General features: G+C 77.0%; 13 protein-coding genes. 6 read left to right on the forward strand and 7 right to left on the reverse strand.

Annotation, left to right across the window (positions count from 1 at the left end):
- Positions 1 to 76: 76 nt before the first annotated feature.
- From ABT238_RS24215 to ABT238_RS24230, 4 genes are all read right to left on the reverse strand, one after another.
- Positions 77 to 1102 carry a hypothetical protein gene (locus tag ABT238_RS24215; RefSeq protein ID WP_350564292.1) on the reverse strand — a complete coding sequence of 342 codons (1026 nt, stop codon included), beginning with the start codon at positions 1100 to 1102 and terminating at the stop codon, positions 77 to 79.
- A complete protein-coding gene (locus ABT238_RS24220) occupies positions 1099 to 2346 on the reverse strand; it encodes a CHAT domain-containing protein (protein ID WP_350564294.1) in 1248 nt (415 codons plus the stop codon). The genes ABT238_RS24215 and ABT238_RS24220 overlap by 4 nt, the downstream gene beginning before the upstream one ends.
- 4 nt (positions 2347 to 2350) lie before the next feature.
- A complete protein-coding gene (gene fxsT, locus ABT238_RS24225) occupies positions 2351 to 9367 on the reverse strand; it encodes an FxSxx-COOH system tetratricopeptide repeat protein (RefSeq protein ID WP_350788076.1) in 7017 nt (2338 codons plus the stop codon).
- A gap of 305 nt (positions 9368 to 9672) precedes the next feature.
- The gene (locus ABT238_RS24230; RefSeq protein ID WP_350788087.1) at positions 9673 to 10065 is read right to left on the reverse strand and encodes a hypothetical protein; all 393 of its coding nucleotides are present in this window, start codon (positions 10063 to 10065) and stop codon (positions 9673 to 9675) included.
- Positions 10066 to 10469: 404 nt separating this feature from the next.
- Between ABT238_RS24230 and ABT238_RS24235 the strand changes: the two genes are divergently transcribed.
- From ABT238_RS24235 to ABT238_RS24260, 6 genes are all read left to right on the forward strand, one after another.
- Positions 10470 to 11333 carry an SAM hydrolase/SAM-dependent halogenase family protein gene (locus ABT238_RS24235; RefSeq protein WP_350564299.1) on the forward strand — a complete coding sequence of 288 codons (864 nt, stop codon included), beginning with the start codon at positions 10470 to 10472 and terminating at the stop codon, positions 11331 to 11333.
- 7 nt (positions 11334 to 11340) lie between these two features.
- On the forward strand, positions 11341 to 12381 hold the full coding sequence (locus ABT238_RS24240; RefSeq protein ID WP_350788118.1) for a DMT family transporter: 1041 nt from the start codon (positions 11341 to 11343) through the stop codon (positions 12379 to 12381).
- A complete protein-coding gene (locus tag ABT238_RS24245; RefSeq protein WP_350564303.1) occupies positions 12378 to 13349 on the forward strand; it encodes a quinone oxidoreductase family protein in 972 nt (323 codons plus the stop codon). The genes ABT238_RS24240 and ABT238_RS24245 overlap by 4 nt, the downstream gene beginning before the upstream one ends.
- A 134-nt stretch (positions 13350 to 13483) precedes the next feature.
- Positions 13484 to 15502, forward strand: coding sequence for an FAD/NAD(P)-binding protein (locus tag ABT238_RS24250; protein WP_350788144.1), 2019 nt, complete (start codon positions 13484 to 13486; stop codon positions 15500 to 15502).
- Between the two features lie 291 nt (positions 15503 to 15793).
- The gene (locus tag ABT238_RS24255) at positions 15794 to 17662 is read left to right on the forward strand and encodes an amidohydrolase (RefSeq protein ID WP_350564435.1); all 1869 of its coding nucleotides are present in this window, start codon (positions 15794 to 15796) and stop codon (positions 17660 to 17662) included.
- A 106-nt stretch (positions 17663 to 17768) separates the two neighbouring features.
- Positions 17769 to 18293 (forward strand): DoxX family protein, encoded by a 525-nt coding sequence (locus ABT238_RS24260; RefSeq protein ID WP_350564306.1) that lies wholly within the window; start codon positions 17769 to 17771, stop codon positions 18291 to 18293.
- 143 nt (positions 18294 to 18436) lie between these two features.
- On the opposite strand, the gene ABT238_RS24265 is transcribed toward ABT238_RS24260, so the two are convergent.
- The 3 genes from ABT238_RS24265 to ABT238_RS24275 form a co-directional block, all read right to left on the reverse strand.
- The gene (locus ABT238_RS24265) at positions 18437 to 19504 is read right to left on the reverse strand and encodes an alpha/beta hydrolase (RefSeq protein ID WP_350564307.1); all 1068 of its coding nucleotides are present in this window, start codon (positions 19502 to 19504) and stop codon (positions 18437 to 18439) included.
- Between the two features lie 81 nt (positions 19505 to 19585).
- Positions 19586 to 20551 (reverse strand): AraC-like ligand-binding domain-containing protein, encoded by a 966-nt coding sequence (locus tag ABT238_RS24270; RefSeq protein ID WP_350564309.1) that lies wholly within the window; start codon positions 20549 to 20551, stop codon positions 19586 to 19588.
- A 116-nt stretch (positions 20552 to 20667) separates the two neighbouring features.
- Entirely contained in the window at positions 20668 to 23418 is a 2751-nt protein-coding gene (locus ABT238_RS24275) for an AAA family ATPase (protein WP_350564311.1), read from the reverse strand.
- Positions 23419 to 23491: the final 73 nt, after the last annotated feature.

The raw sequence follows: 23491 nt of genomic DNA on the forward strand, positions 1-23491 counted from the left end.
TCGCGGTTCCGGCGGACAAGTGATCATCAGGTGATGAGACGGACCGAATCGGGCAAACGGACGCAATGCCCCCGTGTCAGCGGGAGAACGCCGCCAGGCTGAGCAGCAGGTGCGCCGACTCCGGGTGCTGGAAGTCCGAGTGCGCGCCCGCCGGCGCCAGGCGGCGGGACGCCGCACTCCCCCGGAACACCCGGCCCGCGTCGACGTTGACGATCGGATGGTCCAGCAGCCGCTTGGCGTACGGCGTCTCCGTCGCCAGCAGCGCCGTCGAGAACTGCCCGACCGGCGCCGTCCCCGCCCCCGAGTGCCCGATCCCCGGCAGGCCCTCGGCCCGCAGGTGCCAGAAGCCGGTCGCCCGGTCCCACCGCGAGTGCGTCAGCACCAGCGGCCCGCGCAGCGGCGCCCCCGGCCGCCCCGGCGCCGGGAAGAGCCGCGGGAACAGCCGGTCGAAGGCGTCCCTCGGCGCGGCCATCTGGAAGACCAGCGCGCTGTCCACCGTGAACGGCCGCGCCGGGTCCGTCCGCCCGCTCCACCCCAGCACCTGCGGCCCCGCCGCCGGCCGCTCGGCCGCCCACTGCAGCGCCTCGCACAGGAACCGGCCGCCGAAGGAGTGCCCGACCAGGTGCAGGTACTGTCCCGACCGGTTCGCCAGCACCTCGGGGGCGTCCGGCCGGCCGCGCGCCGCGTCCAGGTAGCCGAGCAGGTGCCCGATCACGAAGCCCGCCTGCCCGCGCCCGGGCCCGCTCATCGCGTGCGCCCGGTCCCGGATCCGCCGGTAGCCGGCCGGCGTGGGCAGGCTCGACGACGGCCAGCGCACCACCACGCACCACGGCCGGTACCCGCGCGCCGCCAGCCCCGGGTACGCCGTCGGCGCCGCGCGCCCCAGCTCGACGGCCCGCGCGATCAGGGCGTCCGCCGTCCGCCCGGCCGCCTGCGCGCCGGTCTGCCAGCCGTGCACGTAGACGTAGAGGTCGGTGGCCCGCTCCGGCACCTTCAGATGGCGCGCCAGGTGCTCGGCCACCCTGGCCTCCGGCACCGGCGTCCGGGTGCCCGGCACCAGCAGCCGCCCGTTCTCGTCGAGATCCACCACGGCGTGCGTCATGACGTCAGCTCCAGCATGCTGTCGATCCCGCAGTGCAGGGAGTAGGTGAGGGCGAGGGGGTTGCGGTAGACGTCGGCGAAGTGCCGGGCCAGCCCGCGGGCGATCTCCCCCGCGGTGAGCTCCCCCGTCAGGTACAGGTCGAGGAAGGCGAAGGCGTACTCGGCGGCGAACACCTGGGGGATCTCGATCTGCGGGCCGAGCACTCCGGTGGCACCCAGCTCCACCAGGGCGCGCCCCAGGTGCTCCAGCTCGGCGGCCGCCGACTGGCCGGTGTGACAGGCGTTCAGCAGCACGAACGGCTGGAACAGCGCCTCCGGAGCGTCCTGGTGCGGCTCGCGGTAGCGGCGCACCAGGTCCGCGTCGATGTCCCGGCCGTCGGAGAGCCGGACGGCGAGCTGCGCGTAGGCGGTGCCGTTCTCGACGAACTGGCCGTGGCACCAGAAGTACATCAGGTCCTCGTCCAGCACCGCGCGGGAGAGCGCCTCCAGGAAGCGCTCGGACTCGGTGCGCACGGTCAGCTGGGTGCGTTCCTCCAGCAGCTTGCGGACCTCCGGCGCCCGGCCCACCGACTCCAGGGTGGCGTCGGTGTTGAGGCTGGTCACCGGACGGTCGCGCACCGGGTACGGCGCCTGGACCCGGGGGTAGGCGTCGCCGGTCTGCTCGACCTGGTGCCGGTGGCCGAGGAAGTCCTCCCACGGCTGGGCGGCGCCGCTGTCGACGGCCAGCAGCGGCCAGGGCAGGTGCAGTTCGGAGTCGAAGCTGATCCGCAGCGGCCCCTCCTCGGTGAGCGCGCCGAGCAGGAACTCCCGGAACCCCCCGAGGTCGCGGCCCGGGCCGGCGAGCAGCTTCTGCAGCACGAAGCGGCCCTCCTCCACCAGCTCGCCCATCCGGTTCTCGGCGAGCCCCGGCGTCGCGGCCAGGTTGGCGGCCTGCGCGAAGGGGTAGCCGACCGGCAGCCCGTGCTCGTCCACCTGCGCGTAGCCGACCAGCCGGTCGCGCCAGATGCCGCGCAGCCGGCCGGCCCGGCGCAGCAGTTCGGCCTCCCCGATGTCGAGCTGCGCGTGGTGGGCGCGGGTGCGCGGGGAGCGCTCGGCGGGGCGGAAGGCGTGCACGTACAGGCCGCCGTTGGAGCGGCGCAGCGACACCAGCAGGTCCAGCGGCCCCGGCCGGCGGGAGGGGCCGGGCAGCTGGGTGTAGTCGGCGGAAGGGTTCCGCCGGATCTCGACCGCGAGGTCCCGGGACACCTGGCTACTCCTGATCGTGGGCGGGGTGGACGGATTCGTCGGCGGACTCGGGGGGCCACGGCGCGTGGTGGGTGGAGGGGTCGCGGTCCTCGGCGTGGACGTACACGTGGCCGGAACCGGTGTGGTGGAACGTGCGTTCCCGACCGTGGACCTCGGTGCCGGAGTGGGGGTGCGACCAGGGATTGACGACGACCACCCCGAACGCGCCGTCGTCCCTCCCCCACCCGACCCGGGTGACCCGGATCGCCCGCGCCGCCTCGACCACCGTCGCCAGGTCCTGGAGGACCACGCCCGACTCCCGCTCGTAGACGGTGAACCGGACCCGGTGCGAGCCGGGCGAGCCCGCGGTGAGGGTGAACTCCGCGGGGCCCTCGGCCGGATCGTGGTCGACGGCGGGGGGTTCGACGACCGCGTCGCCGGCCGTCGAAGCGACCAGGTACAGCTCCGGCAGCGGGCACGGATCGCCCGCCGCCGCGCCGTCGTGCTCCCAGCGCAGTTCCAGCCGCGCGGGGACGCCCACCTCGGGCCACTCGTCGACCAGGGTGACCCGGGGCCGCCAGGGCGTACGGGGTACGGGCGCGGGAACAGGCGCGGGCGCCGGGACAGGTGCCGGAACGGGTGCGGGTGCGGCCGAGGCCGCGGGCGCGGGCGGAAGCGGTCCCGCCGGACCGGCCGGCCCCGCGCCGAGGGCCGGCCCGCCGGGGCCGCCCGTCGTCCCGAGCGGGGCGGCCGGCGCGGACCCGCCCGCCCCACTCGGCCCGCCGGTCATGCCCGCGCGCAGGCGGGCGAGCGCCGCCCGTCCCTCCACCGCGAGCGGGTGGCCGTCCGCGAACACGGCCTCCCGGCCGGTGCGGACGCCGACCAGCAGGTCTTCGGCCGGGCCCCGGTGACCGGCGCCGGCCAGCGCCTCCGCGAGTCCGACCGCAAGCGTGGGGAACAACTCGACACCGCCCGGGCGCGTCGTCCCGGCCTCCGGCAGCGGGCCGCCGCCGTCCCGGTGCGCCTCCGCCAGCAGCGCCGGCGAGGCCTCCGGGGTCCGGGCGGTCAGGACGGCGCGGTACTGGCGGACGGCGCCGTCGTGGTCCCCGGCCCGGTGCCGGGCCCAGCCGAGGCTCTGGCGGATGCTCAGGGCGAGCCGGTGCTCGGGGCCGTGGCTCGCCTCGCACTCCTCGGCGAGCTCCTCCAGCAGCACCACGCCCCGGAACGGCCGGTCGCCCACCGCCACCAGCAGGGCGTGCGCCTCCCGGCAGCGGAGCACGGCGTCGTGGTCCGGCCCCAGGGCCTCCGCCGCCGGGGCGAGCAGCGCACCCAGCGGGGTGACGGCGTCCTCGGGCCGGCCGTCGAGGTGGGTGGCATAGGCCAGCCGGCGGGCGGTCCGCAGGAAGCCCCGGGTGCCGGCGCCCAGGACGCGCCGCCAGTCCTCGGCCAGCGGGCCGAGCACCGCCACCGCCTCGGCCGGGCGCCCGGCCACGCGCAGGGTGTCGCCGAGGTCGCCGCGCAGCGCCAGGGTCCGGGGGTGGTCCGCACCGAGCGCCGCCGCCGCGTCGCCGAGCAGCTGCCGGTAGGCGTCGACCGCCGCGCCGTGCCGGCCGGCCTCGCGGGCGGTGCGCGCCAGGCCCTCGCGGCAGTCCAGGGTGTCGGGGTGGTCGGCGCCGAGCAGGCGGGTGCGGTCGGCGAGGACGGCGCGGTACGCCTCCTCGGCCGCGGCGTACGCGTACCCGGAGCGCAGGGCGTTGGCGAGGGACTGCCGGGCGGTCAGGGTGTCCGGGTGGTCGGGGCCCTGGACGCGCTCGCGGTCGGCGACCAGCCGGGTGCGGGCGGCGGCCTCCTCACCGTGACGCCCGGCGAACCGGTGGAGCAGGGCCAGGTTGGCGCGCTCGGCGAGGGTGTCGGGGTGGTCGGCCCCCTGCTGGCGGGTGCGGTCGGCCACCAGGGCCTCGTACCGGCGCCGGGCGGACCGGTGCCGGCCGGCCTCGCGGTGGGCCCAGGCCTCGCCGGCCCGCGCGCCGAGCGTCTCGGGGTGGTCGGGTCCGTGCAGGCGTGCGCGGTCGGCGGCGAGCCGGGCGCGTTCGGCGAGCTCGGCGAGCGGCCGGCCGGCCTCGCGCAGCGCGTACGCGACGGCGGAGCGGGTGTGCAGGGTGTCGGGGTGGTCCGGCCCCTGGAGCCGTTCGCGGTCGGCGAGCAGGGCCAGGAGCAGGGTGAGCGCCTGCCGGTCGTCGCCGGCCTTCTGCAGGCCCCAGGCGTGCCAGAGCCGGGCGCGCAGCACCTCGGGGTGGTCGGGTCCGTGCAGGCGTGCGCGGCCGGCGACCAGCTCCGCCCAGTCGGCGACGGCCTGCCGCAGGTGTCCGCCGCGCTGGCGGGCCTCGGCGAGGTTGGCCCGTTCGTTGAGGGTCTCCGGGTGGTCCGCGCCCTGCAGCCGGACGCGGCACCGGACGATCCCGGCGTGCAGCTCGGCGGCCCGGTCGTACCGGCCGGCCTCCTGGAGGGCGAGGGCGAGGCCGGTGCGGGTGTTGAGGGTGGCGGGGTGGTCCGGGCCCTGGACGCGCTCGCGGTCCGCGACCAGGGCCTCGTTCAGCTCCATGGCGCGCCGGTGGTCGCCCGCCTCGCGGCAGGCCCAGGCCAGGCCGGAGCGGGTGTTGAGGGTGTCCGGGTGGTCGGGGCCCTGGACGCGCTCGCGGTCGGCGAGCAGCGCCTCGTACAGCGCGAGCGCCCGCGCGTGCTCGCCGTTCTGGCGGCAGGTCTGGGCGAGCCACCAGCGGGTGTTGAGGGTGGCGGGGTGGTCCGGGCCCTGCAGCCGTTCGCGGTCCGCGACCAGGGCGGTGTAGGACTCGATCGCCAGGGACCGGTCGCCGGCCTCCCGGTGGCACTGGGCGAGGTCGGCGAGGGCCTGCAGGGTGGCGGGGTGGTCCGCGCCCTGGAGCCGCCGCCGGGCCTCGACGACCTCGGTCTGCCCGGCGACGGCCGCGGCGTGGTCGCCGGCGGCCCGGTGGGACAGCGCGAGCCCCGCCCGGGTGTCCAGAGTCGCAGGGTGGGAGAGGCCCTGGAGCCGCTCGCGGTCGGCGAGCAGCGCCCGGTAGGCCGCGACCGACTCCCGGTGCCGGCCGGCGCCCCGGTAGGACCAGGCGAGCCCGGCCCGGGTGTCCAGGGTCGCCGGGTGGAAGGGACCCTGGACCCGCTCGCGGTCGGCGAGCAGCGCCTCGTACAGGGCGACGGCATGGGTGTGCCGGCCGTCCTCGTGGGCGGCGCGGGCCTGCCAGCCGCGGGTGTCCAGGGTGTCCGGGTGGTCCGCGCCCTGCGTCCGCGTCCGGTCGGCGACCAGCTCGGCGAGCACGTCGAGGGCGCGCGGGTGGTCGCCGGCCGCCCGGTGGGTCAGGGCGAGGCCGAGCCGGGCGGCGAACTGCTTCGGGCGGCCGGCGGCGCCCTGGAGGTTCTCGTGGTCGGCGGCGACGGACGTCCAGAGCAGGACGGCGCGGCGGTGGTCGCCGGCCTCCCGGCAGGCGGTGGCGAGGTCGGCGAGGGCGGCCAGGGTGTCGGGGTGCCCGACGCCGTGGATCCGCTCGCGGTCGGCCACCAGCGCCTCGGCCAGCACCACGGCCCGCGCGTGGTCCCCCGATTCGCGGTACGACCAGGCCAGCGCCGAGCGGCAGTTGAGGGTGTCGGGGTGATCGGGGCCGTGGATCCGCTCGCGGTCGGCGAGCAGCGCCTCGGCCAGCGCGACGGCCCGCGCGTGCTCGCCCGCCTCCCGGTGGGACCAGGCCAGCGCCGAGCGGCAGTTGAGGGTGTCCGGGTGGTCCGGGCCGTGGATCCGCTCGCGGTCGGCGAGCAGCGCCTCGTAGCGGGCGACGGCCGGCCCGTAGCGTCCCGCCTCCCGGCAGGACCAGGCCAGCCACCACCGGGTGTTCAGCGTCGCCGGATGGTCCGGCCCCTGCACCCGCCCGCGATCGGCCGCCAGCCGCTCGAACTCTTCCACCGCCCAGGCGTGTTCACCCGCCGACGAGAGCAGCCAGGCCTCCCACCACCGGGCGTCCAGGGTGTCCGGGTGATCCGCGCCCTGCACCCGCACCCGGTCCGCCACCAGCTCCGCGCACAGCTCGGCGGCGGCCCGCCGCTCCCCCGCCTCGTGGCGGGCCAGGGCCAGGCCGGAGCGGGTGTTGAGGGTGTCGGGGTGCCCGGGGCCCTGGATCCGTTCGCGGTCGGCGAGCAGCGCCGTGTTCACTCCGACGGCGCGCCAGGGGTCACCGGCCTCCCGGCAGGCCCAGGCCAGCCCGGAGCGGGTGTTGAGGGTGTCGGGGTGCTCGGCGCCCTGGATCCGCTCGCGGTCGGCGAGCAGCGCCTCGTACAGCGCGACGGCCCGCGCCGGCCTGCCCGCCTCGCGGCAGGACCAGGCCAGCCACCACCGGGTGTTCAGCGCCGCCGGATGGTCCGGCCCCTGCACCCGCCCGCGATCGGCCGCCAGCAGCTCGAACTCCTCCACCGCCCGGGCGTGTTCACCCGCCGACGAGAACAGCCACGCCTGCCACCACCGGGCGTCCAGGGTGTCCGGGTGATCCGCACCCTGCACCCGCACCCGGTCCGCCACCAGCTCCGCGCACAGCACGGCCGCCGTCCGCCGCTCCCCCGCCTCGCCGTGCAGCCGGGCCAGCGCGGCCCGCGCCTCCAGCGCGTCGGGGTGGTCCGGGCCCTGGACGCGCTCGCGGTCGGCGACCAGCCGCCGCCGTTCGGCGAGGGCCCGGCCGTACTGCCCGGCGGCCTGCCGGGCCTCGGCCAGCGCGTTCCGCTCCTCCAGGGTGTCGGGGTGGTCCGGGCCCTGCACCCGGGCGCGGTCGGCGGCCAGCAGGGCGTGCTCGGCGACGGCGCGGCGGTGGGAACCGGCCTCGCCGCAGGACCGGGCGAGCCGGGTGCGGGCGTCCAGGGTGTCCGGGTGGCCGGCGCCCAGCACCCGGCCGAGGTCGGCCACCACGGCCGCCAACTCGGCGACCGCAAGGGCCGGTTGCCCGGCCTCGGCGCGGGCCGCGGCCAGCCGGACCCGGGCGTCCAGGGTCTGCGCGTGATCGGCGCCCTGGGTGCGCACCCGGTCCCGCACCACCTCCTCGTAGGCGGCGAGCGCCGCCGGGTGGTCGCCGGAGACGGCGAGCGCGGCGGCCAGCCAGCAGCGGCCGGTAAGGGTGTCGGGGTGCTCGGCGCCCAGCACCCGCGCCCGGTCGGCGACCGCCTGCCGGTAGAGCTCCACGGCCCGCCGGTGCTCCCCGGCGGTCAGCCGCGCGTAGGCGAGGCTGTTGCGGCAGGCCAGGGTGGCCGGGTCGTCGGGGCCGCCCAGCCGGACGCGGTCGGCCAGCAGCCGTTCGAACTCCGCCACCGCCTCCCGGTGCCGGCCGGCCACCTGGAGCGCGTAGGCGAGCCCGCGCCGGGCGGCCAGGGTGTCCCGGTGGTCGGCGCCCAGCACCCGCGCCCGGTCCGCGGCCACCGCCAGGAACTCCTCGACGGCCCGCCGGTGTTCGCCGGCCCGGCGGCGGGCGTGGGCCAGCCAGTGCCGGTCGGCGAGCACGGCCGGGTCGTCCGGGCCGAGCGCCCGCTCGCGTTCGGCCACCAGCGCCGCGCAGTACGCCACCGCCTGCACCGGGTCGCCGACCCGGGCGTGCAGTTCGGCGAGCCGGCCCCGGGTGGCGAGCGCGCGGGGGTGCCCGGCGCCCAGCAGCCGCCTCTCGCCGTCCGCCACCGCCGCCAGCAGCGGCACCGCGAAGATCCGCTGCTCCGGTTCGGCGAGGGCGTCGGCGGCCAGCCGGTACAGCGCCACGGTCCGCTCGGTGGGCGCGGCCGACGGGCCGGTGGCGGCCAGCTCGCGGATGTGCGGCAGCAGCGCGCGCCGCAGCGGCCGGTCGGCGGCGGCCCACAGTCCGGTCACCGCGCCGGCCAGGTTCCGCTCGGCGCGCCGGCGCACCCGCCCGTCCGGGTCGGTGCCGCGCAGGACGGTCTGCAGCAGCCGGTGGACGGCCACCGTGCGCGGGCCGAGGGTGATCAGGTGGTAGTCGGCCAGCACCCGCAGCGCCGCGTCCACCTCCTCGGGGCGGCGCTCGCCGAACGGCAGCAGTGCCTCGCGCGGCAGCGCCTCGGGCGCGTACCAGGCGAGGACGCGCAGCAGCTCCACGGCGAACGGGGCGGTGTGCCGGACGGTGGCCAGGGTGGTGCGCCACAGCCGGGCGAGGGTGCCGACGGCGTCCGGCACGGGGTCGGCGGCCGTCCGCTTCTCCAGCCGCACCGCGGTGGCCGAGCGCAGCAGGTCCCGGTAGGCGCCGAAGTCGGCCCCGGTCTGCTGCAGGTACCCGCCGGCCTGTGCCAGCGCCAGCGGCAGATGGCCCAACTCATCGGCCAGCGCCCGGGCTTCGGCGAGGTCGGCGTCGTCGGCCGGCGCCCCGGGGCGGGCCGTGGCGCAGAGCAGCCGGGCCGCCTGAGTGCCGTCCAGCACCTCGACCCGCACCGCCCGGACCGCCGGGTGGGCGCCGCTCACCCGGCGGCTGGTGACCAGGTGGCGCCCGCGCCCCGCCAGCCGTGCCAGGTAGGGCGTCAGGTCGGCCGGGTCCTCGACGTTGTCGTACACCAGCAGCCACTCGTCGTGCGCGCGCAGCCAGGCGAGCGCCCACTCCACCTGGCGGCTGGGCGGCGCGCCGAGCGCCCACGCGGGGTGCAGCCGCACGGCGAGGTCGGCGAAGCCCTCGGCGAGCTGCTCGGCGGACTCGGCGGTGATCCACCACACCAGGCGGTGATCGGCGCGCCGCGCGTGGGCGTGGTGCAGGGCGAGCGCCGTCTTCCCGACGCCGGCGAGCCCGTGCAGCACGGTGACCGCGCGGGCCGCCGAGGCGTCCGCGATCTGTTCCAGCTCCCTGGCCCGGCCGATCAGTTCCCCGGAGACAAGGGGCGGGAGGTTGTCCGTCCCGGGCGGCGCGGCGATGTCCACGGCGGCCTGCGCGGCCTCGGCGGGCAGCACCACGGCGCGCTGCTCGGCGTGCGGGTTCCCCCCGCTCACCGCCGCGGCTCCGCCCGGTCGCCGCCCGGACACCTCGTGCCCCTGCCTCACCGGCGGCAGCCCGCCCTCGGGCCGCACGCCCGTCGTCACCGCCAGCTCCACGCCTGCCCCCACGCGCCCCTCTCGCCCCCGCCCACCGTAGCGCCCCCCGCCCACCCTGTCAGGGCATCCCACCAGGACGGCGGCGCGAGTTCGGCGGCGGTCCGGCCGGTGTGCCGGATGTGATCACGACGGCGAACGGGCCGCAGCCAATCACGCCGTGCCGCCCACCCGCAACCCGGCCGCTCGAACGGGCCGACGGTCCGTCATTGAGCCTGGCACGGCGAATAATCCGGCCGTTCCCGCCCCAGCGGGACGCGGACCGTCAGCCCGTGGCGGCGGCGCGGCCGGCGCGGCTCCCACCAGGACAGGGCCGTGACGGCGGCGGGCCGGGGCTCGAAGGAGGAGGGGTTGGCGGGGGCCAGGGTGAGGCGGACGCGGTCGCCGGGGCGGAACAGGGCGGAGGTGGGGAGCAGGTCGAAGGCGAGGCGCTGGGGGGTGTCCGGGGGGAAGGGGGCGGCGGCCGTGGCGGCGTAGGAGCGGGGCGTGCGCAGCCGGCGCCAGTCCGGGGTGCCGGCGGTGGTGGCGCGGTCGGGGTAACCGACGGGTGCGCCGGTGAGGTTGGTGTTCCAGCGGTCGAGCGGTCCGGTGCCGGTCACCGCGGCGGGGTCGGCGCCCAGCCGGCGGCGAGCACGGCCAACAGGACGGCGAGCAGGGCGCGTTGGGGAAGGGGTGGCATCCGGGACCTCCGCGGTGGGCGCGACACGGGCTCCCGGATGGCTGCCCCGGCCCGCGGCGGTTCACGCCCGCACCGCATCCACCGGCACACGAACACACGAGCGGCGCGGCCGCTTTCCCGGAAAACGGCCGGTATCGTTCCGTTTCTTCAAAACGACTTCATACAGCCGAAACAGCACACGCTTTCTTCGCGGCCGACCGGGTGCTAGCCTCGCTTCAATCTCGCGCCGCTTGAACCGTCCTTTACCCGGGCGATTCACCGCCGGAAAAAATCCCGGACCGCCTGGCACGCCACCCCGTTTCGGTAATCCTGAAAGGGTTCAGCATGTCCGCTTCCACCAGCGCCCCCGCCACGTCCACCGGCCCCGGCCTGCTCGCGCCCCGACCGATCGTCGGGCTGCTCACCGACTTCGGCCTCGTCGACGACGCCGTCGGCATCTGCAAGGGGATGGTGCTCAGCATCGCCCCGCACGCCAACATCGTCGACATCACGCACGACGTCACGCCGTTCGACATCTACGAGGCCGGCCTGTACATCCGCGACTCGTTCCGCTACTTCCCGGCCGACGCGGTCTTCGCCTGCGTCACCTTCCCGCACACCGGCGTCCAGGACAACGCGATCGGCCTGCGCACCCCGCAGGGCCACACCTACTTCGCCCCCAACAACGGCCTGCTCACCCGGATCGTCCGGGAGGCGGGCGTCGCCGAGGTCCGCCGGATCACCGCCGAGAAGGTCCGCCGGCCCGTCATCGACCCGACGTTCTACGGCCGCGACATCGTCATCTCGGCCGCCGCGCACATCGCCGACGGAGTACCGTTCAGCGAAATAGGCGAGGAAATCGACGCCTCCGAAATCACCCTTCTGGAGGTCGCCGAGCCGGTCGTCGAGGGCGACTGGATAATCGGCGAGGTGGCGATTCTCGACAAGAACTACGGGAACGTCTGGACAAGCATCACCCGGGAATTCCTGGACGCCCGGGGAATCGCCTTCGACACCGAGCTGGAGATCGAGATCGGCGACAGCCGCATCACCACCCCGCTGCGCCGCACCTTCGGCGAGACCGGCGAGGGCGAGCCGCTGGCCTACATCGCCAGCCGCGACCAGCTCGGACTCGCCCTCAACCAGGGCGACTTCGCGGCCCGGTACGGCGTCGAGCGCGGGCACACCGTCCGCGTGAAGGCGCGCTGAGCCCACCGTGCGCGCGCAGGGGTACGCATTCGCGCTGCTGACCGCCGCCTTCTTCGGCGCCGGCGCCGTGCTGGCCAACCGGGTCACCCGCGAGATCGACCCGCTGCTGACCACCGAGATCAACCTGTCGATCGGTGCCGTGCTGCTCGCCACCCAGCTGGCGGCACGGCGCCGGCCGCTGGTCCCGCGCGGCCTGACCAGGCGGGAGTGGCTCCGGCTGGGCTTCGTCTCGGTGATCGGCACCGGCCTCTCGCTGGCCCTGGTGATCAGCGGGCTGAGCCGGACCAGCCCGGTCAACGGCGGCTTCCTCATCCAGCTCCAGGGCCCGACGGCCGTCCTGGCCTCCGTGCTGCTGCTCGGCGACCGGCTGCGCGGGTGGCAGTCGGCCGGACTCGCGGTCACCCTGGCCGGCGGGGTGCTGGTGGTGCTGCGCGACCCCGGCGCGGGCTTCACCGCCGTCGGCACCGGCGACGCGCTGGTGCTGGCGGGCGCGGTGCTGGCCGGCCTGGCCTTCCTGCCCGCCAAGGCGCTGATGGCCAAGGTGCCGGCGCTGCAACTGGGCCTGTGGCGGCTGGTCCCGGCGGCGGTCGTGCTGCTGCCGGTCCTGCTGCTCGCGCCCGGCCCGCTGCGCTGGCACCCCACGGCCGGCACCCTCGGCCTCCAACTCCTGCTCGCCGTCACCAACTTCTGCCTCGCCTACGTCACCCTGCACCTGGCGCTGGAGCGGCTGCGGCCGTGGGAGACGGCGAGCGTGCTCCAGCTGGAGCCGGCGTTCACGGTGCTCGTCGCCCTGCTGGCGCTCGGCCTGGCGCCGACGCCGCTGCAACTGCTGGGCGGGGCCCTGATGATCGGCGGCGGGCTGCTCGCCAACCGGCCCGCCCCGGCGCCGGGCACGGCATCCGGCCCCGCCGCCGCGGCGCGCGACACGCCCGCCCCGGCCGACCCCGACCACCCTTCGCTCCCGGGCGACGGCATCCCGTCGCCGCCCGTTCCCGTCAACACCACCACCCGACCCGCCTACCAGAACAGCCGAGGTACCACCCCATGAAGGCGATCCGCGTCCACGCCCCCGGCGGCCCCGAGCAGCTGCAGGTCGACGACGTGCCGGTGACCGAGCCCGCCGCCGGCGAGATCCGCATCCGCACCGAGGTCATCGGCGTCAACTACGTCGACGTCTACCACCGCCAGGGCGTCTTCCCCGTCGCCCTGCCGTTCGTCCCGGGCATGGACGCCGTCGGCACGGTCGACGCCGTCGGCCCCGGCGTCACCGAGCTGGCCGTCGGCGACCGCGTCGCCTACGGCGAACTCCCGGGCGCCTACGCCGAGTTCGTGACCGTACCGGTCCGGCTGGCGACCGCCGTGCCGGACGGCCTGGACTCCGGGACGGCCGCCGCCGCGATGCTCCAGGGGCTCACCGCGCACTACCTGGCGCACGACTCGCACCCGGTCGCCAAGGGCCAGGTGGTCGTGGTGCACGCCGCCGCCGGCGGGGTCGGGCAGTTCCTGGTCCAGTTCGCCAAGCGGGCCGGGGCGCACGTCATCGGCACCGTCTCCAGCGACGAGAAGGCCGCGCTGGTCACCGAGTTGGGCGCCGACGCCGTCGTGCGCTACGACCGGGAGAACTTCCGCGAGGCCGTCCGCCGGTTCACCGGCGGCGCCGGCGCCGACGCGGTCTACGACTCGGTCGGCAAAGACACCTTCCTCGACAGCCTGGACTCGCTGCGCCCGCGCGGCACCCTCGTCGTCTACGGCCGGGCCAGCGGCAAGCCCGACCCGATCGACCCGTTCACGCTGGTCCAGAAGGGCTCGCTGCGGCTCACCTGGCCCAGCCTCACCGACCACGTGCTCACCCGCGAGGAGTTCACCGCCCGCACCGGAGCCGTCTTCGCCGGACTCCTCGACGGCACCCTGCGGGCCCGGATCGACCGCACCTACGACTTCGCCGACGCCCCCGCCGCGCACGCCCGGCTGGAGGGCCGGGAGAGCCTCGGCAAGATCCTGCTGCGCCACCCGTAGGACGCACCCGCCCCACCCCTCCGGTACCGACGCCCCGCCGGACTCCGCCTTCGCCGGCGGGGCGTCACCCCGATGAACGGCCCGACCGGGCCGCACCGTCCGAACGGCCCCAAGCACGGGAGGACATTCACCCCATGGCTCCCCACTCCCCCGGCCCGACCGCCCGCCACCGCCGGATCGCCGTCGTCGGCGCCGGCCCGCGCGGCCTGTCCGTCCTCGAACGCCTGCTCGCCAACGAGCGGGCCCGCCCCTCGGCCGCCGCCCTCACCGTCCACCTCGTCGACCCCTACCCGCCCGGCGCCGGCCGGGTCTGGCGCACCAACCAGTCCCGCCTGCTGCTGATGAACACCGTGGCCTCCCAGGTCACCGTCTACACCGACCCGAGCGTCACCATCGAGGGCCCGGTCGAGCAGGGCCCCAGCCTCTACGAGTGGGCCAAGTCGACCGTCCCGCAAGGCGGTCCGGGCGAGTACGACGAGCAGGTGCGGGCCGAGGCCCGCGCCCTCACACCCGACGCCTACCCGACCCGCGCCTTCTACGGCCGCTACCTGCGCGACGTCCACCGCCGGGTGCGCGCCGCCGCCCCGGCGCACTGCCGGATCGTCGAGCACCGCACCCGCGCCGTGCGGCTCACCGACGCCGACCCGCTGCCCGGCGCCGCCCAGGTGCTCGTGCTCGCCAACGGCCGCCGGATCGCCGACCTGGACGCGGTGGTACTGGCGCTCGGCCACCTGGCGACCGCCCCGACCACCGCCGAACGCACCCTGACCAGGTCCGCCACCGCGCACGGCCTGGTCCACCTGCCGCCCGCCAACCCCGCCGACCTCGACCTCGCCGCCCTGCTGCCCGGCCGCCCGGTCCTGTTCCGGGGCCTGGGCCTCAACTTCTTCGACCACCTCGCCCTGCTCACCCGCGGCCGCGGCGGCCGGTTCGCCGAACGCGACGGCCGGCTCGTCTACCACCCCTCCGGACAGGAGCCGCTGATCCTGGCCGGCTCCCGGCGCGGCGTCCCGTACCACGCGCGCGGCGAGAACGAGAAGGGCCCGCACGGCCGCCACCGCCCCCGGCTGCTCACCGAGGCGTACGCGGCCCGGCTGCGCGAACGGGCCGCCGCCGGCGAGCCGGTGCGCTTCGCCCGCGACCTGTGGCCGCTGGTCGCCCGCGAGGTCGAGGCCGTCTACTACGCCACCCTGCTCGCGGCCGCCGGCCGCCCGGAGGACGGCGAACGGCTCGCCGAGGAGTACCTGGCCGCCGACGGCCCCGGCCGCGCCACGGGCCTGCTCGACCGCTACGGCGTGCGCGCCGAACAGCGCTGGGACTGGCAGACGCTGGCCAACCCGTACGCGGGCCGGCGCTTCCCCTCCCGGGCGGCGCACCGCGCCTGGATCATCGAGCGCCTGGAGCGCGACGTCCGCGACGCCCGGGCGGGCAACCTCAGCGGCCCGCTGAAGGCCGCCCTGGACGTGCTGCGCGACCTGCGCAACGAGATCCGGCTGGCGGTCGACCACGGCGGCATCGAGGGCTCCTCCTACCGCGACGACCTGGAGTCCTGGTACACCCCGCTGAACGCCTTCCTGTCCATCGGCCCGCCGGCCTCCCGGATCGACGAACTGCGCGCCCTGATCGAGGCCGGGGTGGTCGACCTGCTCGGCCCGGACCTCCGGATCACCCTCGACCCGCGCGGCACCCAGCCCGCCTTCACCGCCCACTCGCCCGCCGTCGACGCCCCGCCGCTGCGCGCCGGCGTCCTGGTCGAGGCCCGGCTGCCCGAGCCCGACCTGCGCCGCACCGGCGACCGCCTGCTGCGCGGCCTGCTGGACGACGGGCAGGCCGGCGTCTACCGGATCCCCGACACCGCCGGGCCCGGGTACGAGACGGGCGGGCTGGCGGTCACCGAGCGCCCGTACCACCTGCTGGACGCGCGGGGGCGGGCCCACCCGCGCCGCTTCGCCTACGGGATCCCCACCGAGGCGGTGCACTGGGTCACCGCGGCCGGCATCCGCCCGGGCGTCAACTCGGTGACCCTCGGCGACTCCGACGCGATCGCCCGCGCCGTGCTCGCCCTGCACCCGCTGCGCCCGGCGGTGGCCGTCGTCCCGGCCCAGCGCCGACCCGCCCCGCGCACCCCCGTCCGGCCCGGCCAGGCCCGCTGAACCGCCCACACCCGCACCGCCACCCCGCGAGCCCCGGCTCCCGCCGTCCCGCCCGGACGCAGGGAGCCGGGGCTCGCCGCGTGTCCGGCCGCCCTTCCGCGGACGGTGCGCTGCCGGGTCGGAGGCAGTGCGCTGTGGGGAAATCCCCCGCCCCGCCCCCTGCCTACCGTCCTGTCAGGTGGCCGGACCGGCCCCGGACCCACGCGTCCAGGCCCGCTCCCGCCCCGTCCGCCACCGCCCGCACCGGGCGGCGGCCGCACCCCAGCACAGGAGGCTTTCGAGGTGTCTGTCATGCCGGTCGGCGGGCTCGTCCCCCGCACGGAGGAGGACGCGGGCGCGAACGCCGCCGACGTCGTCGTCCGCAACGCCAGGATCCACACCGGGGACACCCGCCGCCCCCAGGCCGGCGCCCTCGCCATCCGCGGCGGCGTGATCACCGCCGTCGGGGACGACGCCGACGTCGCCCCGTTCGTCGGACCGTCCACCACCGTGGTGGACGCGCTCGGCCGGCGCGTCGTGCCCGGCCTCAACGACGCGCACCTGCACGTCATCCGGGGCGGCCTCAGCTACGTGCTCGAACTGCGCTGGGACGGCGTGCGGTCGCTGCGCCAGGCGCTGGCGATGCTGCGCGAGCAGGCCGCCCGCACGCCCGCCGGGCAGTGGGTACGGGTGGTCGGCGGCTGGTCGGCCGAGCAGTTCGCCGAGCGCCGGCTGCCGACGCCCGCCGAGCTGAACGAGGCCGCGCCGGACACCCCGGTGTTCGTCCTGCACCTCTACCAGTCGGCGATCCTCAACCGCGCCGCGCTCAAGGCCGTCGGCTACACCAGGGGCACCCCCGACCCGAAGGGCGGCCAGATCGTCCGGGGCCGCGACGGCGAGCCCAACGGCATGCTGCTGGCCGCCCCCAGCGCGCTCGTGCTCTACTCCACGCTCGCCAAGGCCCCCGCCCTGGCGCCCGAGGACCGCAAGGCCTCCACCCGGCACTTCCTGCGGGAACTGAACCGCTTCGGCCTGACCTCCGCGATCGACGCCGCCGGCGGGTTCCAGAACTTCCCGGAGAACTACGCGACGGTCACCGAACTCGCCCGCGAGGGCCTGCTCTCGCTGCGCATCGCCTACCACCTGTTCCCGCAGACCGCCGGGCAGGAACTCGACGACCTCACCCGCTGGATCGAGACGGTCCGCCCCGAGGACGGCGACGGCTGGCTGCGGCTCAACGGCGCCGGCGAGAACCTCACCTGGGCCGCCGCCGACTTCGAGAACTTCACCGAGCCGCGCCCCGAACTCGGCCCGTACGAGCCGGAGTTCGAGAAGGCCGTCCGGCTGCTCATGGAGAACGGCTGGGGCTTCCGGCTGCACGCCACCTACGACGAGACGATCCGGCGCGACCTCGCGGTGTTCGAGAAGCTCGCCGCCGAGGGCCTCTTCCCGGCCGGGAACCGCTGGCTGTTCGACCACGCGGAGACCGTCTCCGCGGAGAGCCTGGACCGGATCGCGGCGCTCGGCGGCGCGCTCTCGGTGCAGAACCGGCTCTCCTTCCAGGGCGAGGCCTTCGCCCGCCGCTACGGCGCCGGCGCCGCCGCCGAGGCCCCGCCGATCCGCGCCATGCTGGACCGGGGCCTGAACGTCGCGGCCGGCACCGACGCCACCCGGGTCTCCTCCTACAACCCGTGGGTGGCCCTGCACTGGCTGGTCTCCGGCCGCACGGTCGGCGGCCTGGCGCTGCGGCCACCGCAGAACCGGGTGGACCGCTCGACCGCGCTCGCGATGTACACCGCCGCGGGCGCCGCCCTCACCGGCGAGCAGGACGTCAAGGGCGTGCTGCGGCCGGGGTACTACGGCGACCTGGCGGTGCTGTCCGACGACTTCTTCACCGTGCCCGAGCAGGAGATCCCGCACATCGAGTCGGTGCTGACCGTCGTCGGCGGCCGGATCGTGCACGCCGCGGCCGAGTACGAGGGCATGGACGAGGAGCTCCCGCCGGTCAGCCCCGCCTGGAGCCCGGTCGCCCGCTTCGGCGGCTACCAGTCCACCGGCGCCCGCCAGGCCGAGCTGCTCGGCGAGGTCGTCGCGGAGTCCGAGCTGCACCACCGGTGGCGGGTCTCGCGCGGCCGGGCCGTCGAGCGGGAGCTTCCGTTCGACCCCTGCTTCGTCCTCTGAGGCCGGACCCGGCGGGCACCCGCACGCACCCCCGCACACACACCCGGGCCCACGTCCGGAAGCACACCCAGAAGCGCGACAGAACCAGGGACAGGAACAGGACACGATGGATACCGGACTGCTGATCATCCGCGTGGTGGTGGGCCTGCTCATCGCCGGACACGGCGTGCAGAAGGTCAGCTTCCGCCTCGGCGGCAACGGCCTCGCGGGCGGGACGGAGGAGTTCCGGCACGACGGCTTCCGCGGCGGCACGCTCACCGCGCTCGCCGCGGGCGCCGGGCAGATCGGCTCGGGCCTGTTCCTGGCCCTGGGCGCGCTCACGCCACTGGCGGCCATGGTCGCCATGGGCGTGATGACGGTGGCGGTCACCGTCAAGGTGCCGCACGGGCTCTGGGTGCAGAACGACGGGTACGAGTACCCGATGGTGCTGGTGGTGGTCGCGGGCTCGCTCGCGCTCACCGGCGCGGGCCGGTGGTCCGTCGACCACGCCGTGGGCCTGACCTCCTGGCCGCTCTGGCTCGCCGTCGCCGCCGCGGTGTTCGGCCCGGTCAGCGGCCTGCTCACCCGCGCCGTCCTGCACCACCCGGGCCCCGTCCCGGGCACGGTGACCGGTGCGCGCGCCGCCGACTGACGCCCCGCGCAGCTCGCCCGGGCGGTCTCCGGGGATCGGCTCCGCGACCGCCCGGGCCACGGCGGCCGCCCCGGCGTCACCCGGGTGCGGGCCGCCGCCGGCGTCGTGGGCGGCCCGCGGTCGTCGCGGCGGGCCGGCCGGCGTCACCAGGCGCGGCGGTGCAGGGCGACGTGCACGGTGTCGACGACCTGGATCAGCGCGGCCCGGGCGGTACCGGTCGGACAGCAAGCGTCCAGCAGCAGGAAGCCGTGCACGGTGCCCTGGTAGCGCGTCGCGACCACCGGCACCCCGGCCGCCCTGAGCCGGGCCGCGTAGGCCTCGCCCTCGTCGCGCAGCACGTCCGCCTCGGCGGTGACCACCAGCGCCGGCGGCAGCCCGGCGAGCTGCTCCAGCGTGGCGTGCAGCGGCGCGGCGGTCGCCTCCCGGCGCCGCCGCTCGTCGGGAAGGTAGGCGTCCCAGTACCGGCGCATGTGGTCGCGGTGCAGGAAGTACCCGGTGGCGAAGCGGTGGTAGGACGGGGTGTCGAAGTCGGCGTCGGTCACCGGGCAGACCAGCACCTGCTGGACCAGCCGGACGTCCCCGCGCTCGCGGGCCAGCAGCGTCAGGGCCGCCACCAGGTTGGCCCCGGCGGAGTCGCCGACGGCGGCGACCCGCTCCCCCGCCAGTCCGATCTCGTGGCCGTGCGCCTGGATCCACCGGGCGACGGCGTAGCACTGCTCGACGGCCACCGGGTAGCGCGCGGCGGGCGGCCCCGCGTAGTCGACGAACACCACGGCGGCGTCGGTGCCCAGGGCCACCTCGCGGACCAGCCGGCGGTATCCGGCGCCGCCGCCGGGCGACCAGCCGAGGCCGGGCAGGAACAGCACCACGGGGCAGGGCCCGGCGGCGCCGGCCGGCCTGGTCACCTGGACGGACACCCGTCCGGTGGGACCGCAGGGCAGGGCGAACCACTCCGTCGAGGTGCCGTACGGGTCCTCCGGATCGTCCGCGTCGCCCGCACCGTCCGTGCGGCCGGCGCCGAAGCCGCCCCCGGAGTCGCCGAAGCCGTCACCGCCGGGCGGGGCACCGCCGGGCGGGTCGTCGGCGGGCAGCAGCACGGCGAGGTCCGGCGGTTCCCCCGCCGACCGGTCGGCCGCCCGGGCGGCCAGGAACTCCTGGAGCGCCCGGTCGAGCACCGGTCCTCGGTCGGGGTGGGGGATGGGGTCGGACAACTCTTCGCTCCTGGCTTCGGTCGGTGGTGCGCTGCGGCGCTGCCCCGGGGAACGGGGCACGGGCCGCGGTGGGCCGGATCGTCAGCCGGCTCCCTCCGCTCCTAACCGCTGCGCGCGCCATTCACGCGGCGGCACGCCGTAGGCGGCACGGAAGGCCCGGCTGAAGTGTGCCGGATTGACGAACCCCCAGCGCTGGGCGACCGCCGACACCGTCGGCGCCGTCCGGCCGCGCCGGGCCAGCTCGCGGGCACACGCCTCCAGGCGGCGCTGCTGGACGAGCCGGCCGACCGTCACCCCCTCCCCCTCGAACAGCCGGTGCAGGTACCGGACGGAGATGTGGTGGGCCTGGGCGATCCGCTCGGGCCCGAGGCCGGGATCGCCGAGGTGCCGCTCGATGTACTCCCGCACCCGGCGGACCAGGTGCGCGTTGGGGGTGTCCGGCTCCTCCGCCGCCCGGCCGAGGGTGAGCTGGGCGACGAGCGCGCCGAGCAGGTCGGCGACGCCGCCGGCCAGCCGGTCGCCGACCTGCGCGGGGTAGGAGTGCGCGGAGGCGGCGAGCACGTCGAGGAACGACAGCAGCACCGGCCCGCAGCCGTCCCCGGGCCCGACGGCCGTCGCCGAGGCCTGCCGCAGGTCCTGCTCGGGCACGCCGAGCAGCCGGCGCGGCAGGTGGAACAGGTGGGTGCGGAAGCGCTCGGGGTAGTCGAAGGCGTACGGGCGGGCCGTGTCGTAGAGGACGAGCCCGCCGGCCGCCACCTCGGCGCGGCGGCCGTCCTGCTCCAGCACGGCCCGGCCCGACACCTGCACGCCGACCCCGACCTGCGGTTCGCTGCGCGGGGCGCGGGCGATCAGCGCCGCCGTGCGGGAGAACCGGGCGGCGTCCGCCTCCAGCGTGGAGACCCGCACGTACCCGAGCCGGTGGGAGACGAGCAGCCCGTCGAACGGCCGCCCGGTGAGCGGGCGCAGCTCCAGCGGCACCAGGGTGCGCGACACCGCCCCGCCGAGGTACGCCGCCTTCTCGCCGTCCGGAACCGACGCGGTCGTCACCCGTACGCCCATCTGACCGCCCTTCCCTCGACTCCCTGCCCGATCAGCCTGACCGATCGGGCAAGCGGTGGGTTAGGTCATCTGACTGCCGTACCGGGCGGCGGCCGGGATCCGCGCTAGGTCAGGCCGGCGTGGCCGTGGCTCAGGGCGTGGGCGAGGGCGGCGCGGGAGGTGATGCCGAGCTTGGGGAAGATCTTGTAGAGGTGCGCGGCGACGGTGCGCGGCGAGAGCTGCAGCCGCCGGCCGATCTCCTTGTTGGTGAGGCCGGTCGCGGCCAGCCGGGCGATCCGCAGCTCCTGGCCGGTCAGCAGGGCCGGGGCGGCCGGTTCGGCGGCCCGGGCGCGCTGCGGCGGGACCACCGCCTCGCCGGCGGCCCGCAGCTCCTCCTCGCACTGCTGCGCCCAGGGCGCCGCCTCCAGCCGGCGGAAGACGTGGCGCGCCGTGCGCAGCACCTCCCGGGCCCCCGAGCGGTGGCGCCGGCGCAGCCAGGAGCCGTGGGCGAGCCGCAGCCGGGCGAGGTCGAAGACCCACCGCTCGGCGCCCGGCACCTCGTACGCCGCGCGGTAGGCGTCCTCGGCGTCGTCGTCCTCGGCCGCCGCCGCGGCGGCGGCCGCGACCAGGAAGGCGTGCCGGCCGGAGATCTCCGCGGAGCGGGCGGCCCGCGCCGCCGCGAGGTGGGCCAGTGCCTCCTCCCGGCGGCCGGTGTGCACGGCGGCCGTCACCAGGTCGAACACCAGCGCGTGGTGCCAGGGCGGTCCGCCGGAGAGCCGGCCGGGCACGACGAGCTCGCAGAAGTGCGCGTACGCCTCCTCGTGGCGCTGGTGGGCGAGCGCGGCCAGTCCGCGCAGATGGGTCAGGCGGTCCAGGACGTAGCGCATCCGGGAGCGGGTGGCGGCCGGGCGGACCGCCCGGTCGACGGCCGCCAGCCCGGCCTCGTCGCCGCGGCCGGCCAGGAAGTGGGCGTGGTACTGGCGGAACAGCAGGGCGTTGGTGTGGTAGCCGAGCTCCTCGGCGATCTCCGCCTCGCGCAGGCAGTCCCCGGCCCGGTCCCAGTCGCCGAGCAGGAAGTCCTGGTGGCACTTGGCCTTGGCCACCGAGCCCTGGCTCGCGTAGCCGTGCAGCCCGGTGAAGCGCTGCCACAGGCCGGGCTCGGGGCAGTCGAGGGCCGAGGTGGTCCAGAGCAGCAGCCAGGCCACGCCGGCCTCCTGCTCCGCGGTCATCTCCCGGCCCGCCGCCATCAGGGCGTCGGCGACGCCCGGGCCCGGTTCGGTCCAGGCCCGCAGGCAGAGCCGGCCCATCTCGGAGACGGCGTCCCGGTGCCGGTGCAGCGCCTGCCAGACCCAGGGGTCGTCGGTGTAGCTCGCGGCCAGCACCAGTTTGAAGAAGGCCTGTTCGGCCAGCCCGCCGAAGGTGTCGGCGCCCGGCGCGGTCAGGGTGTCCAGGGCGGCCGGCAGCAGGGCGGCCGAGGAGGCGAAGTCGACGTGGTGGCTCTGGTCGGCGTAGACCACCGCGTACGCGAACAGCGGCGCGACGTCCGGCGGGACGGTGCTGGTCTTCAGCTCCTCGACCAGGGCGGCGGTGTGCCGCAGCCGCCCGCCGCGGGCGGCCATCACCGCGGCCCAGGTGAGCCGGCGGACGCGGTCGCCCTCGTCGGGGCTGAGCACGGCGGCGCGTTCGAGCAGCAGCGCGCCCTCGGCGTCGCCGCCGCGCAGGGCGAGGTCGCGGCCCGCCTCCTCCAGGCGGTGCGCGAGGTCCGCGTCGGGGAGCAGGGCGGCGGCGGCCTCGTGGGCCAGGCGCCGGGGGTCGTCCGGCGCGAGGGTGCCGGCCAGGGCCCGGTGGGCCTCGCGCAGCGCGGCGTCGGAGGCCGCGGAGACCACGGCGGTGCGGGCCAGCGGGTGGCGGAACACCAGTTGCCCGGCGGCGTCCAGCCGGGCCAGGCCGTCCGCCTCGATCCGCTCCAGGGTCTCCCGGACGCCGCCGTCCGGGACGGCGCGCAGCCACACGCCGCTGCTGAGGTCCGGCCCGGTGGCCAGGGCGCCGAGCAGCAGCAGCCGGCCGACCTCCGGGGTCATCGCGTCGAGGCGTTCGGTGAACAGCCGCTCCAGCCGGCGGCCCAGCGGCAGCCGTTCGGGCAGCGGGGCGACCCCGCGCTGCTGGGCGGCTGCGAGCTGGCGGGGCAGCTCCACCAGGGCCAGCGGGTTGCCGGCCGCCTCGGCGAGCACCCGGTCACGGGCGCGCCCGGCCAGCTCGGGGTAGCGGGTGCCGAGCAGTGCGGCCGCGTCCGCCCGGGGCAGCGCCCGGACGTCGACGGCCTCGGCCGACCAGGTCTGGGCGGACGGGCCGTCCGGGCGGGTGGCGCCGACGATCACCAGTGGCAGTTCGGCGCAGCGCCGGTGCAGGAAGCCGAAGACGGTGGTGCTGGAGGAGTCGATCCAGTGCAGGTCGTCCAGGACCAGCAGGACGGGGGCGGTGCGCACCGCCTCGTCGAGCAGGGTCAGGGCCGCGGCGCCGACGGCGAAGCCGCTCGGGGTGCCGGAGCGGGCGCCGAACGCGCTCTCCAGGGCGTCGCGCTGGTGGGCGGAGAGCGCGCCGGAGCGCTGCAGCAGCGACCAGAACGCCTGGTGCAGGGCGCCGAACGCGAGGTCGGTCTCGGCCTCCGCGCCGACGGCGCGCAGCACGGTGAACCCGCGCTCGCGGGCGGCGCGCTCGGTCCAGGCCAGCAGGGTGCTCTTGCCGACGCCCGCGTCTCCGCGCAGCAGGACCGTGGCGCCGCCGGTGCCGTCCCCGGCCCGGGCCAGGGCGGCGGCCAGCAGTCCGGTCTCCCGCTGCCGCCCGATCAGGGCCGGGTCCTGCCTGTCGTGCGCCACGCTTCTTTCCTCTGGGGTCGGCCGGCCCGCCTGTGGGGCACCCCAGGTTATCGCCTGCGGGGCCCCGCTCCTC

The sequence above is a fragment of the Kitasatospora sp. NPDC001527 genome (assembly GCF_040298605.1).
GTDB lineage: Bacteria > Actinomycetota > Actinomycetes > Streptomycetales > Streptomycetaceae > Kitasatospora.